Source organism: Microvirga sp. P5_D2 (assembly GCF_054049475.1).
On the sequence record NZ_JBFUMH010000145.1, the window covers coordinates 1 to 13042 of the forward strand.

Genomic DNA, 13042 nt, shown 5'->3' on the forward strand with positions numbered 1-13042 from the left:
GCGGAATCCTCGGCTCCAGCGCTTCCGTCCAGATGCCGGAATAGCCGGCATTCAGCACGGGAACCKAACCGATGTGGTTCCAGTAAAACCCTTCGACGATGGAGTCGCCGACGAACAGCAACCCGCCCGAGCCGACCGCGGAACGATGGGCGCTGATCACGATATCGCGGATCAGCCAATGGGGAGCGAAGGGGTTGGGTTGCGTTGCCACCGGTCTCTGCTTCATCAAATCCGGCAAGGCGGCGATGCGCTTTTGCCGGGTTCTCCGACTGCCTTACTCGATCCCGAGCTTCTGCTTCAGGATTTCGTTGACGGCCTGCGGGTTGGCCTTGCCGCCCGTCTGCTTCATCACCTGACCGACGAACCAGCCGAGCAGCGTGGGCTTTGCCTTCGCCTGCTCCACCTTGTCGGGATTGGCGGCGATGATCTCGTCCACGGCCTTTTCGATGGCGCCGGTATCGGTCACCTGCTTCATGCCGTGTTTATCGACAAGCACCGTGGGGTCTTCGCCCGTCTTGATGACGAGCTGCAGCAGATCCTTGGCGATCTTACCCGAAATCGTCTGATCCTGGATCAAATGCACGATGGTTCCGATGTGAGCCGGATTCACGCCACTGCTCGACACGGAGAGGTTCGCCGAATTGGCATAGGCAGCCAGATCGCCGAAGACCCAGTTCCAAGCGAGCTTTGCACTGCCGGCCTTTTCAGCGGCCTTTTCGAAGTAATCCGCGTCTTCGGGATCGGCGACCGCCACCCCCGCTTCATAAGGCGTAAGTCCAAGGCTGACAAAACGCGCCTTCTTCTCATCCGGCAGTTCCGGCAGGTGCTGCGCGAGATCGTCCACATAGGCCTGGTCGAATTCGAGCGGCAGCAGGTCGGGATCGGGGAAGTAGCGGTAATCGTGCGCCTCTTCCTTGGAGCGCATGGAGCGTGTCTCGCCCTTGCCGGGATCGTAGAGGCGGGTTTCCTGGTCGATCTTGCCGCCATCCTCGATGATCGCGATCTGACGGCGCGCCTCGACTTCGATGGCCTGACCGATGAAGCGGATGGAGTTGACGTTCTTGATCTCGCAGCGTGTGCCGAGTTCCTCGCCGGGGCGGCGCACGGACACGTTCACGTCGGCGCGGAGGTTGCCCTTCTCCATGTCACCGTCGCAGGTGCCGAGATAGCGCAGGATCGTGCGCAGCTTGGTCACGTAGGCGCGGGCCTCGTCGGCGGAACGCAGGTCCGGCTTCGACACGATTTCCATCAGCGCCACGCCGGAGCGATTGAGGTCCACGAAGCTCAAGGTGGGGTGCAGGTCGTGGATCGACTTCCCGGCATCCTGCTCGAGATGCAGGCGCTCGACGCGCACCGTGATCGTCTCGCCGCTCTCGGGCACGTCGACGATGACCTCGCCCTCACCCACGATGGGGCTCTTATACTGGCTGATCTGGTAGCCCTGCGGCAGGTCCGGGTAGAAATAGTTCTTCCGGTCGAAGGTGCTCTTCAGGTTGATCTCGGCCTTCAACCCCAGGCCCGTACGGATCGCCTGACGCACGCATTCTTCGTTGATGACGGGCAGCATGCCGGGCATGGCCGCGTCCACAAGGGAGACATTGCTGTTGGGATCGTTGCCGAAGGTCGTGGAGGCGCCGGAGAACAATTTGGCCTGGCTCGTCACCTGGGCATGAATTTCCATGCCGATGACGATTTCCCAATCGCCTGTCGCGCCTTTGATGAGCTTCTTAGGGTTGACCGGAGCGTTCATAAGCCGTGCGCCTTTATCTTTCGACGTTTCACGCTCGGAGTACGAGCGACGCGAAACCGGGTCAACCCCTTTCAAGATGAACAGGCGTTCAGGTTAGCCGGGCCATGGCCTAGATTAATTCGGTTTTTTGCACAGGGATTTAAGTTAATTGCCACGCTGGGATGAAACCGCATCCCATATTGGGCGTTGAACGGGAGGTAAAACGGTCAAGGAGCTTAAAATGGCTATGGATCCAATGGATCGCGAACCGAACGTCTACAATCGTGAGACCAACGTCTACGATACTGATCGTCGCGGTTCCAACACTCTTGCCTACGTGATCGGCGGTCTTGTTATCGCGCTGGGCCTTCTTGCCTTCCTCTTCTATGATGGCGGCAACGAGCCGAGCACGACAGGCAGCACCACGGGAACGCAGACGGAGCGCTCTTCGCCGAGCACCAGCCCGTCCCCAGCTGCCCCGATGACCCCGTCGTCCCCGACGACTCCGGCCCCGGCCGCTCCGTCGGCTCCGGCCGCCCCGAAGCAGTAAACTCGAGTCTGGCGTAACTACTGCGTCACAAGGGCCTGACCTCGGTCAGGCCCTTTTACTTATGCTGGTCAGGCCGCCACGACAGCCACGCGCTTTCTTCCCGGCAGGGTCATGAGGGCGACGCCGACGAGGATGCAGACCAGCCCGATCAAGGCTGTAGTGTCCGGGGTTTCACCGAGGAAATACGCCCCGATCGCCACGCCGAGCGGCACCCTGAGGTAGGCCTGCGCCGTTGTTCCGACTGAGCCAAGGGTGTGGATGAGCCGGAAATAGATGACGAAGGCCAAGGCCGTGGAGAAGATCGCCAGCGCGATCAGCGCCATGATCGAGGCATCCGAGGGAGCCAGATTCCAGGGCCGGTCGATCACGAGGCTTACCGGGATCAAGATCACAGCGCCCGACAGGAGCGACCCGGCGGCGGGTGCCATGGGATCGAGGTTCTTGAAGTTCCGCCCGAAGATCGCGGCCCCCGCATAGCAGACGGCGGCCAGGACGACAGCGAGCTGCGCATAAAGCTCCTGCCCCACATGGGTGAGCGCCTGATTGCCGATGATCACGCAGGTTCCCGCAAGCCCGACCACGACGCCGGCGAATTTGCGCATGCCGGTCGCCTCATGCCGGGTCCAGACCAGCGTGATTAGGAAGGTGAAGACGGGAGTCATCGAGTTGAGGATCGCGGCCAGCCCCGCATCGATGGATGTCTCCGCCCAGGCGATGAGGGTGAAGGGAATGGCGCTGTTGAGGCAGGCTTGGATCGTGAAGTTGCGCCAGCTCCCCCGGTCGCGCGGAAGGCGCACCCCTCTGAGATGCATGATCATGACAAGCAGGCTTCCGGCGATCAGAGTGCGCGCCGCGATGAAGGTGATCGGCGGAATGGTCTCGACCCCGACCTTGATGAAGGAATAGGCCGCAGCCCACAGGCTCGCGAGCGTCGCCAGCAAGGCAAGCTCGAAGACGTAGTTGGTTTTCTGGGGTTGGCTCGTCGCCATGGGAATCGCGCCCGTTTCTGGTTGTTTCGAAGCGGGGCGAAACTGGCACGCGGATCGGCTCCTGTCGCCCTGGAATAGTTCGGCCACCGCCGAAATGTTCCTTGGTGACCGGCGTGCCTGCATCCCCTAGGATCGAGCCCATGGCACCGATGGTCTCAGGCATTACGCTCGCGGAAATCGCCGCCCTGATCGGCGACGTGGCCCGCGCCAACATCCTCTCCGCGCTCATGGACGGGCGGGCGCTCACCGCCGGCGAGTTGGCATGGCACAGCGGCGTCGGCGCTTCGACCACAAGCGGCCACCTCGCCAAGCTCAGCGAGGCCAACCTGATCGCCCTCGAACGCCAGGGCCGCCACCGCTATTACCGCCTTGCCTCTCCCGAGGTCGCGCAAGCCATCGAGGCGCTGATGGCCGTCGCCTCGTTCGGCCCCAGGCGGCATCGCCCTGTCGGGCCGAAGGACGAGGCGCTGCGCAACGCCCGCACCTGCTACGACCATCTGGCCGGCCGCCTCGGCATCGCCATTGCCGATGCCTTGAGCCTCAAGCGCCACGTGGTTCTCTCGGAAAGCGCGGGCATCGTCACGAAGGAAGGTCAGCGCTTCCTCTGCGATCTCGGCATCGATCTCGATGCTGGAGTTAAAGGCTCGCGCGCGCCCTGCCGGACCTGCCTGGACTGGAGCGAGCGCCGCCCTCACCTGTCGGGACGGCTTGGTGCCGCGCTCTGCACGCGGATTTTCGAATTGGGATGGGTGGCGCGCATCAAAGACAGTCGCGCCCTGTCGGTCACGACGGAGGGACGCCGAGGCCTCCAAGAAGCCTTCGGCATCGAGAGCATGTAGGAACCTAGCGCCTCACCACGCGCCTTGCGCCGTAAGCGAGAGCCGCCCAAAGAATCGCCGAGCCCACCCGAACCGGGAACAGGGTCAGCGTATCGGACCGGACCGGCGCGATCCAGGGGATGCCGAGGCTGGTGACGAGCCAGGAGACCAGCACGGAGACGCCCAAAGCGGCAATAGCCGCGATGAGCACCTTGCCGAACTGGTCCGCCTTCCAGCCGAGAGTGACCGCGACCAGGATCAGAACCGGGTCGAAGGCGGCAGGCAGCCAGTCCCAGAGGGTGACGACTGGAACCGTGGGATGCATTGTTTAAGCCCACCAAGCTTTAGGCAGCTTGATGCGGCCCGCAGCGTCCTCGATCACCTGACCGACGGCGAAGAGCGTCTCCTCGTCGAAGGCGCGGCCGATGAGCTGGAGGCCAAGCGGCAGGCCTTGAGCATCGAGACCGGCGGGAACCGCGAGGCCCGGCAGGCCTGCCATGTTCACCGTCACCGTGAAGATGTCGTTGAGATACATTTCGACCGGGTCGCCCGAGCCCTTCTCACCGATACCGAAGGCGGCGGTGGGGGTGGCGGGCGTCAGGATCGCGTGGACGCCTTCAGCATAGACCTTCTCGAAGTCCTGCTTGATGAGCGTGCGGATCTTCTGGGCGCGCACATAGTAAGCGTCGTAGTAGCCCGCCGAGAGCACATAGGTGCCGATCATGATGCGGCGCTTGACCTCGCGGCCGAAGCCGGCGGCGCGGGTCTTCTCATAGAGATCCGCGATGTCCTTGCCGTTCTCGCGCAGGCCATAGCGCACGCCGTCATAGCGGGCGAGGTTCGAGGACGCTTCGGCAGGCGCCACGATGTAATAGGCCGGCAGCGCGTATTTCGTGTGCGGCAGCGAGACCTCGACGATCTCGGCGCCGGCAGCACGCAGCCATTCTGCGCCCTGATGCCAGAGCTTTTCGATCTCGGGCGACATGCCGTCGACGCGGTATTCCTTCGGAATGCCGATCTTCAGGCCCTTCACGCCGCGCGTGACGGCTGCCTCGAAATCGGGAACGGCCAAGTCCACGCAGGTGGTGTCCTTGGCGTCGGGGCCGGACATGGAGCGCAGCATGATCGCGGAATCGCGCACCGTGCGGGTGATGGGGCCGGCCTGATCGAGCGACGAGGCGAAGGCCACCGTGCCCCAGCGGGAGACGCGGCCATAGGTCGGCTTGATGCCGACCGTGCCGGTGAAGGCTGCCGGCTGGCGGATCGAGCCGCCGGTATCGGTTGCGGTCGCGCCCAGGCAAAGGTGAGCGGCCACAGCCGCAGCCGAACCGCCCGAGGAGCCGCCGGGCACGAGATGCGTGCCCTCGATCCGGCCGGAAGCGCCCGCGCTCACATTCGAGCCTTCGCGCCGCCAGGGCGACACGACCGGGCCGAAGGCGCTGGTCTCGTTGGAGGAGCCCATGGCGAACTCATCCATGTTGAGCTTGCCGAGCATCACCGCGCCGTCGTTCCAGAGGTTCCGGGTGACGGTGGATTCGTAAGGCGGGTTGAAGTTGCCGATGATCTTGGAACCGGCGGTCGAAACCACGCCCTCCGTGCAGAACAGGTCCTTGATGCCCAGCGGAATGCCTTCCAGCGGGCCGGCCTCGCCCTTGGCGATCTTCGCGTCGGAGGCTTTCGCCATGGCGAGCGCCTTCTCGGGCGTCTCGAGCACATAGGCGTTCAGCGCCCTCGCCTTCTCGACGGCGGCAATATGGGCCTGGGCGAGTTCGGAAGCGGAGAAGGTCTTGGCCTTCAGGCCGTCACGGGCCTCGGCAATCGTGAGATGGGTCAGTTCGGTCACTGGGTCATCCTGTCATCCCGGACACTGCGAGGCAGCGAGYCGGGATCGTCTGGAAGAGAAAACTGGATTACGCGATCCCGACGCTCCGCTGGCGCTGCGGCCGGGATGACGGGTTCTTATTCGACCACCTTCGGCACCAGGAAGAAGTTGTCTTCCGTGGCGGGGGCGTTCTGGACGATTTTGTCCGGATAGCCGCCATCGGTCACGCCGTCCTGGCGCTTCTTCATGGTCATGGGGGTCACGGAGGTCATGGGCTCGACGCCGTCCACATTCACCTCGTTGAGCTGCTCGACGAAGGCGAGAATCGCGTTGAGCTCGCCCTGGAGGTGAGGCACCTCCGCATCCGTCACGGCAATGCGCGCCAGATGGGCGATGCGGCGGACCGTTTTCTCATCGACCGACATGGATGGTCATACCCTTTGATATCTGCTTTCGCGGGCTATAACACCCGCCCGCCTCAGGGGGCAACTTCGGATCTTGGATTGAATACGCAGCGCCCCTCTCCCGTCATGGCCGGGCCTTGTGCCGGTGATGATGGGAGAGGGTGTCATTCCCGGCCGGAGCGCAGCGGAGGGGAAGGGAATCCATAGCGCTGAGCGTGTGGGTGGATCCCCTTCCTTCGCTCCGCTCGCCGGGGATGACAGCGGGGAGCGCCTAGAACTTCACCGCCACCGTCTTATGCGGCACCACGACCTGCACCCCTTTGCCTTCCATGGCAGCCACGAACCGGTCCGCATTCGGCACCAGCGGCGGGAACGAGGCGTAGTGGCAGGGAATGACCGCCTTCGCGCTGCTGAAGAAGCGCTGGATCGCCAGGGCGGCGACTTCCGGGCCCATGGTGAAGCGATCGCCGATGGGCACGATGACCACATCGGGCTGGTGGATCTCGGCGATCAGGGCCATGTCGCCGAAAATATCCGTATCGCCCATGTGGTAGACAGTCGGCTCCCCCGGAGCCTTCACGATGATCCCGTTGGCGTTCCCGAGAGGGTAATTCACCCCCATCTCGACAAGGCCCGCCGAGTGGTCGGCCCGCACGAGGGTCACGGTGAAGCCATCCTGATCCGTGGTGCCGCCCGTATTCATGGGATCGAAGTTCTGCAGCCCCTCCTCGGCCAGATACATGCACAGCTCGAAATTTGTCACGACCTTGGCGCCGGTCTGCTTCGCGATCTCCAGGGTATCGCCCACATGGTCCCCGTGGCCGTGCGTGAGAAGCACATGGGACACGCCTTCGAGAATTTTCGCGCGGTCCCCCTCGAAGGCCGGATTTCCGGTGAAGAACGGGTCGATGAGGACGGCTTTATCGGCGAAGTCGAGACGGAAGGCGGAATGGCCGAACCAGGTTATTTTCATGGGAGCATCCTTCAATTTCAGGAGCATGGAGATGGGGCGTGAAGGGCATACGGCTATGTTTCAAAGGAACAAAAGGCACCCTCGAGTCTTATGAAGCTAAGCAATAAATCCTGAAGCCGCTGGAGGATAGCCATGTCACGCCTGCTCACCTCTCTCACTCTCGCCGCCGGTCTTCTTACCTCGGTCAGCGCCTCAGCCGTCGAAATCTCGATCTCGTGCAGCGCGCTCGGCAAGGAGTATGAAATCTGCAAGCAGGGCGTGGATGCCTGGGCCAAGAAGACGGGCAACACGGTCAAGATCGTCTCCACTCCGAACTCCGCCACCGAGCGTCTCGCGCTCTATCAGCAGCTTCTCGCCGCCGGCGCGGGCGATATCGACGTGTTCCAGATCGACGTGGTGTGGACCGGCATTCTCGGCGACCACCTGCAGGACCTGACCGCCAAGAGCCAGAGCGTCGTCGGCCAGCACCTGCCCGCCATGGTGGCAACAAGCCGCGTCGACGGCAAGCTCATGGCGATGCCGTGGTTCGCCGATGCGGGCCTGCTCTATTACCGCACCGACCTTCTCCAGAAATACAATCGCCAAGTGCCACAGACCTGGAGCGATCTGACCGAGACCGCCCGTATCATCCAGGAAGGCGAGCGGAAAGGCGGCAAAGGCGACTTCTGGGGCTATGCCTGGCAGGGCCGCGCCTATGAGGGCCTGACCACCGTCGCGCTCGAATGGATTGCGTCTTACAACGGCGGCACCATCGTCGACGAGAAGGGCGAAGTCACCATCGACAACCCGAAAGCCGCCGAAGCCCTGAAGGCTGCTTCGAGCTGGGTCGGCACGATCACGCCCGAAGGGGTTCTCAACTACACGGAAGAGGAAGCGCGCGGCGTTTTCCAGGCCGGCAATTCCGCCTTCATGCGCAACTGGCCCTATGCTTGGGCGCTGGCGCAAGGTGCCGACAGCACCATCAAGGACAAGGTCGGCATCGCGCCCTTGCCCAAGGGCGGCGCTGATGGGCGCAATGCCGGTACACTCGGCGGGCAGCTTCTCGCCGTGTCGAAATATTCGAAGAACGCCGAGGCTGCGACCGATCTCGTCATGTACCTGACAGGCCCGGAAGAGCAGAAGCGCCGCGCGATCGAAGGCTCGTTCAACCCCACCATCGTGTCGCTCTACGCCGATGCCGAGGTGACGAAGGCGAGCCCCTTCATCGGGAACCTGCGCGACGTGTTCACCAATGCGGTCGCGCGCCCTGCGACGGTGACGGGAAAGAACTACAACAAGGTCTCGACAGAGTTCTTCAACACTGTGCACGAGGTGCTCTCGAAGCGCTCGCAACCCGAGCAGGCGTTGAACCGCCTCGACCGTGACCTGAAGCGGATCAAGCGCAACGGCTGGCAATAATCATGAGCAGCGCCGTTGCCCAGGAGGAGCCGACCCTTGCGAGGACACCCGCGCAGGGAGGACGCTCCTCCCTCACCCGTTCGCGGATCAGGGCAGCATGGATCTTCATCGCTCCGACCCTGATCATTCTCGCGCTCATCGCAGGCTGGCCTCTGGCACGGACCATCTGGTTCAGCTTCACGGACGCCAACCTCAACAGCCTCAACGATTACGAGTTTATCGGCTTCGAGAACTACCTCGCCAATTATGACGGCGAATGGCTGGGMCTGCTCACCGATCCCGACTGGTGGCATTCCGTTTGGAACACGGTGTGGTTCGCCCTCGTCTCCGTTTCCATCGAAACCGTTCTCGGCATCGTCGTCGCACTGATCCTCAATGCCTCCTTTCCGGGTCGCGGGATCATGCGCGCCGTCATCCTCATCCCATGGGCGATCCCGACCGTGGTGTCCGCCCGCATGTGGAACTGGATGCTGCACGACCAGTTCGGCGYCATCAACGACATGCTCCTGCGCCTCGGCCTGATCGCGGCACCCATCACCTGGACCGCGAACCCGGATACAGCCCTGTGGACCGTCGTCATGGTCGATGTGTGGAAGACCACGCCGTTCATGGCGCTCCTGATCCTAGCAGCGCTCCAGATGCTACCCGGCGACATCTATGAAGCCGCGAAAGTGGACGGCGTTCACCCGGTCAAAGTGTTCTTCCGCGTGACGCTGCCGCTGATCAAGCCGGCGCTCATCGTCGCCGTGATCTTCCGCGCGTTGGATGCGCTGCGCGTGTTCGACCTGATCTATGTGCTGACCGCCAATTCGCGCGACACGGCCTCCATGTCCGTCTTTGCGCGCCAGCAGCTCGTGGACTTCCAGGAGGTGGGCTTAGGGTCGGCTGCCTCCACTCTCATCTTCCTCATCATCGCCCTTCTCATCGTCATCACCATGGCGGTGGGGCGCGTTCGTCTCAGCGGAGATGCGCGATGAAAATTCTCGCCCGCATCGGCTTCTGGCTTCTCGTCGCCGTCATCGGCCTGTTCTCCATCTTCCCGTTCTACTATGCGGTGATCTCCTCGTTCCGCTCGGGCGCAGCTTTGTTCACAATCGCCTACTGGCCCGAGAGCTTTAACATCTCGAACTACATCGCGGTCTTCGAGCGCCAGCCCTTCGGCACGAACATCTTCAACTCCATCGTCGTCGCCGGATCGGTCGTCGCGACCTCGCTCGGCTTAGGCATCACGGCGGCCTACGCTTTTGGGCGTATCCGCTTCCGTGGCCGTTCGCTGCTGCTTATGACCATTCTCGGCGTCTCCATGTTCCCGCAGGTGGCGGTGCTGTCAGGCATGTTCGAGCTGATCCGCAGCCTCGGGCTCTATAACTCACTCCCCGGCCTGATCCTCGCCAATCTCATGCTCACCCTGCCCTTCACTGTCTGGGTGCTGACCACCTTCATGCGCGAGCTGCCGAAGGAGATCGAGGAAGCGGCTTTCGTCGATGGCGCAACACCCTGGATCGTGGTGCGCCGCGTGTTCCTGCCGCTCATGATGCCGGCGGCGGTGACGACAGGCCTTCTCGCCTTCATCGTCTCATGGAACGAGTTTCTCTTCGCCCTCACCTTCACCCTGACCAACGAACAGCGCACCGTGCCGCCCGCCATCGCGCTCATGAGCGGCTCGACCGCTTATGAGCTTCCGTGGGGCACGATCATGGCAGCTTCCGTCATCGTGACGCTGCCGATCATCGCCTTGGTGCTCGTGTTCCAGCGCAAGATCGTGGCGGGCCTCACCGCCGGCGCGGTCAAAGGGTAATTTCAAAGGTTGTCGCAATGGCTGATGTCGTTCTCAAAAATGTCCGCAAGTCCTTCGGGCGAGCCCATGTGATCCATGGCGTCGACCTCGACATCAAGGACGGCGAGTTCATCGTATTCGTAGGCCCCTCCGGCTGCGGAAAATCGACCCTGCTTCGCCTGATCGCAGGCCTGGAGGACATCTCCTCCGGCGATCTCTTCATCGGCGGCGAGCGTGTCAACGATCTGCCGCCAGCCAAGCGCGGCATCGCGATGGTGTTCCAGTCCTACGCGCTCTATCCGCACATGAACGTCTACGACAACATGGCGTTCGGGCTGGAGCTCGCGAAGTCATCGAAAACAGAGATCGATGCGAAAGTGCGCGAAGCTGCCCGCATGCTGCAGATCGAAGCCCTTCTCGATCGCAAGCCCAAGGAGCTCTCCGGCGGCCAGCGCCAGCGAGTTGCCATCGGCCGCGCCATCGTGCGCGACCCGAAGGTGTTTCTGTTCGACGAGCCGCTTTCCAACCTCGATGCAGCCTTGCGCGTGCAGACCCGCATCGAGATCGCGAAGCTCCACACCGATACCGACGCCACCATGATCTACGTCACCCACGATCAGGTGGAAGCGATGACGCTCGCTGACCGCATCGTAGTGCTCAATGCCGGCCAGATCGAGCAGGTCGGCACGCCGCTGGAGCTTTATCACCACCCCGCCAACGTGTTCGTTGCCGGTTTCCTCGGCTCGCCGCAGATGAACTTCATCAAGAGCGAGGTCGTGCAGATGGGTGCTGACGGCGTGCAAGTGCGCCTGCCGAACGGCAGCACGATCTCCGTTCCCGTCGCGGCCGATGGCGTGAAGCCCGGTGAAACCGTCACCCTCGGCATCAGGCCAGATCATATCGAGGTGAACCCGCAAGGCACCCTCACCGGGCGCATCGARCTGGTCGAGGAGCTTGGCGAAAACCACCTTCTCTATGTGGATGTGGGCCACGGCAACCGCCTGACCGTTCGCATGGCGGGCGATGCCCATACGGAGAAAGCAAGCGAGGTCACGCTCGCGATCTCAAAGGAGTCCTGCCACCTCTTCCGGCAATCCGGAGAAGCCCTGCCGTCTTTGAGCAGGGTCACGAATCCAGCTCCCTCATCTCCGAAGCTGGCAAGCAGCGCGGCCTGATCGCTCAACGGAGGCGATACACATCCCTTTGAAGCTCGACGCGGGCCGACTTCCTCTATACTGGCTGTGACCGGCCAGGATGTGAGGAGACCGCCATGCTCTCTCGGGATGACGAGCTGATAGCCTTCATCGATGCTTTGAGCCCGCGCGCGCGCCTCATCGGCGTTGATCTCGGCACCAAGACGATCGGCCTCGCCCTCTCGGATGTGGAGCGGCGGATCGCGACACCGCTCGAGACCATCAAGAGGGTGAAGTTCACGCCCGACGCTCAGCAGATCAAGGCTCTGGCCGAGCGCCACGAGGTCGGTGGCTTGGTCTTCGGCCTTCCCCTCAACATGGACGGCACCGAGGGCCCGCGCTCCCAGGCCACTCGCGCCTTCGTCCGCAATCTCAAGCCCATCCTGCCACTGCCCGTGCTGTTCTGGGACGAGCGCATGTCCACCATGGTCGTGACCCGCACTCTCCTGGACGCGGATGCCTCCCGCGCCAAGCGCGCCGACGCGGTGGACAAGATGGCGGCCGCCTACATCCTCCAGGGCGCCCTCGACCGCTACGAGCGCATCGCCGCCGATGCCGCCGAAGCGGAAGACGAGGCTAAATATCGGGCAAGCCTCGGCATGGACCGTACGCCGGAAAGCGGCTCCCTGGACGACTGAGCGGTAAAGCCTGTCCCAAGACGGTTACGCTTCCACACTTTTAGCCGCCAAAAGCGTGTCGAATGGGGTTGACGCCCCCGCAAAAGCAGCCTATCTGCACCCGACCACGACGCCGTTGGACATTCCTTCGCACCGGATCGAGCATTTCTCCGGAAGAGTGAAGGATTTCAAGAGCTTGGTGGGGAATAGTTTAATGGTAGAACAGCGGACTCTGACTCCGCTAGTCTTGGTTCGAATCCAGGTTCCCCAGCCACCTTAGTTTTCAAGGGCTTAGCGGCTTTTCCCAACATTCCGGAAAAGCATTTAGAAAACCGTTTTACGACCTTTGAGACAAATCCGTTCTCGTTCCCGCCCCTCACATGACAGGGAAGGCTGCGGGATAGACATCCTCTCCACATCAATGTCCTGAAACACCAAGCCACTGTAGGTCGGCCTCGGAAGCCTCAGGAGGCAGGATCGCACAGCGCGTTGTATAAAAAGGACCAAGGTTGTGCTCATAATCTTCGCGAACCATCCCACACCAATGCCCCCCGGCCGTCTCGCCGGCATCTCCTGGCAAGGAACGGTGCTGAATCGCTATATCTGGCACATCGATCCACCGTCCATCGACGAGCATCTGCACACCAGTTTTAGTCTTCCGATATAGCGCAGGCCGACAATCGTGATCGTCGCAACAGCTTTTACCCCAAGGGTCCATCAGAGGCGTGTAGATATCGTGCGCTTGGAGTGGCAGCGGCAGGCTGACGGCAAG

15 protein-coding genes and 1 tRNA gene are annotated in these 13042 nt (G+C 62.5%); 8 read left to right on the forward strand and 8 right to left on the reverse strand.

From position 1 onward, the window contains the following. Positions 1-211, reverse strand: a 211-nt coding sequence (locus ACXJKO_RS24515) for a hypothetical protein (RefSeq protein ID WP_457093684.1), incomplete at its 3' end; no start/stop codon positions are given. A gap of 63 nt (positions 212-274) precedes the next feature. Continuing rightward, entirely contained in the window at positions 275-1750 is a 1476-nt protein-coding gene (gatB, locus tag ACXJKO_RS24520; RefSeq protein WP_457093685.1) for an Asp-tRNA(Asn)/Glu-tRNA(Gln) amidotransferase subunit GatB, read from the reverse strand. A 220-nt stretch (positions 1751-1970) separates the two neighbouring features. Here gatB and ACXJKO_RS24525 point away from each other — a divergent pair, with 220 nt between their 5' ends. Beyond that, on the forward strand, positions 1971-2279 hold the full coding sequence (locus ACXJKO_RS24525) for a hypothetical protein (RefSeq protein WP_457093686.1): 309 nt from the start codon (positions 1971-1973) through the stop codon (positions 2277-2279). 68 nt (positions 2280-2347) lie between these two features. Here ACXJKO_RS24525 and ACXJKO_RS24530 read toward each other — a convergent pair whose 3' ends face one another. Beyond that, a complete protein-coding gene (locus tag ACXJKO_RS24530; protein ID WP_457093687.1) occupies positions 2348-3268 on the reverse strand; it encodes a DMT family transporter in 921 nt (306 codons plus the stop codon). Between the two features lie 140 nt (positions 3269-3408). Between ACXJKO_RS24530 and ACXJKO_RS24535 the strand changes: the two genes are divergently transcribed. Further along, positions 3409-4107: an ArsR/SmtB family transcription factor gene (locus ACXJKO_RS24535; protein WP_457093688.1), complete on the forward strand. Its 699-nt coding sequence runs from the start codon at positions 3409-3411 to the stop codon at positions 4105-4107. A gap of 4 nt (positions 4108-4111) precedes the next feature. Here the strand turns inward: ACXJKO_RS24535 and ACXJKO_RS24540 are convergent, their stop codons facing one another. From ACXJKO_RS24540 to ACXJKO_RS24555, 4 genes are all read right to left on the reverse strand, one after another. Continuing rightward, positions 4112-4411: a hypothetical protein gene (locus ACXJKO_RS24540; protein ID WP_457093689.1), complete on the reverse strand. Its 300-nt coding sequence runs from the start codon at positions 4409-4411 to the stop codon at positions 4112-4114. A 3-nt stretch (positions 4412-4414) separates the two neighbouring features. Next, positions 4415-5929, reverse strand: a complete 1515-nt coding sequence (gene gatA, locus ACXJKO_RS24545; RefSeq protein WP_457093690.1) for an Asp-tRNA(Asn)/Glu-tRNA(Gln) amidotransferase subunit GatA — start codon at positions 5927-5929, stop codon at positions 4415-4417. A 116-nt stretch (positions 5930-6045) separates the two neighbouring features. Continuing rightward, positions 6046-6333 carry an Asp-tRNA(Asn)/Glu-tRNA(Gln) amidotransferase subunit GatC gene (gene gatC / locus ACXJKO_RS24550; RefSeq protein ID WP_457093691.1) on the reverse strand — a complete coding sequence of 96 codons (288 nt, stop codon included), beginning with the start codon at positions 6331-6333 and terminating at the stop codon, positions 6046-6048. 250 nt (positions 6334-6583) lie between these two features. After that, positions 6584-7285 carry a metal-dependent hydrolase gene (locus ACXJKO_RS24555; protein WP_457093692.1) on the reverse strand — a complete coding sequence of 234 codons (702 nt, stop codon included), beginning with the start codon at positions 7283-7285 and terminating at the stop codon, positions 6584-6586. A gap of 132 nt (positions 7286-7417) precedes the next feature. Here ACXJKO_RS24555 and ACXJKO_RS24560 point away from each other — a divergent pair, with 132 nt between their 5' ends. The 6 genes from ACXJKO_RS24560 (at position 7418) to ACXJKO_RS24585 (ending at position 12544) form a co-directional block, all read left to right on the forward strand. Next, positions 7418-8683, forward strand: a complete 1266-nt coding sequence (locus tag ACXJKO_RS24560; RefSeq protein WP_457093693.1) for an ABC transporter substrate-binding protein — start codon at positions 7418-7420, stop codon at positions 8681-8683. A 2-nt stretch (positions 8684-8685) separates the two neighbouring features. Further along, positions 8686-9660 carry a carbohydrate ABC transporter permease gene (locus ACXJKO_RS24565; protein ID WP_457093694.1) on the forward strand — a complete coding sequence of 325 codons (975 nt, stop codon included), beginning with the start codon at positions 8686-8688 and terminating at the stop codon, positions 9658-9660. Continuing rightward, positions 9657-10481, forward strand: coding sequence for a carbohydrate ABC transporter permease (locus ACXJKO_RS24570; protein WP_457093695.1), 825 nt, complete (start codon positions 9657-9659; stop codon positions 10479-10481). The genes ACXJKO_RS24565 and ACXJKO_RS24570 overlap by 4 nt, the downstream gene beginning before the upstream one ends. A gap of 17 nt (positions 10482-10498) precedes the next feature. Next, positions 10499-11635 carry an ABC transporter ATP-binding protein gene (locus tag ACXJKO_RS24575; protein ID WP_457093696.1) on the forward strand — a complete coding sequence of 379 codons (1137 nt, stop codon included), beginning with the start codon at positions 10499-10501 and terminating at the stop codon, positions 11633-11635. Positions 11636-11730: 95 nt separating this feature from the next. Then, entirely contained in the window at positions 11731-12291 is a 561-nt protein-coding gene (ruvX, locus tag ACXJKO_RS24580) for a Holliday junction resolvase RuvX (RefSeq protein WP_457093697.1), read from the forward strand. A gap of 179 nt (positions 12292-12470) precedes the next feature. After that, positions 12471-12544: transfer RNA gene (locus ACXJKO_RS24585), tRNA-Gln, on the forward strand. Between the two features lie 144 nt (positions 12545-12688). Here ACXJKO_RS24585 and ACXJKO_RS24590 read toward each other — a convergent pair. After that, positions 12689-13042, reverse strand: a 354-nt coding sequence (locus ACXJKO_RS24590; RefSeq protein WP_457093698.1) for a hypothetical protein, incomplete at its 5' end; no start/stop codon positions are given.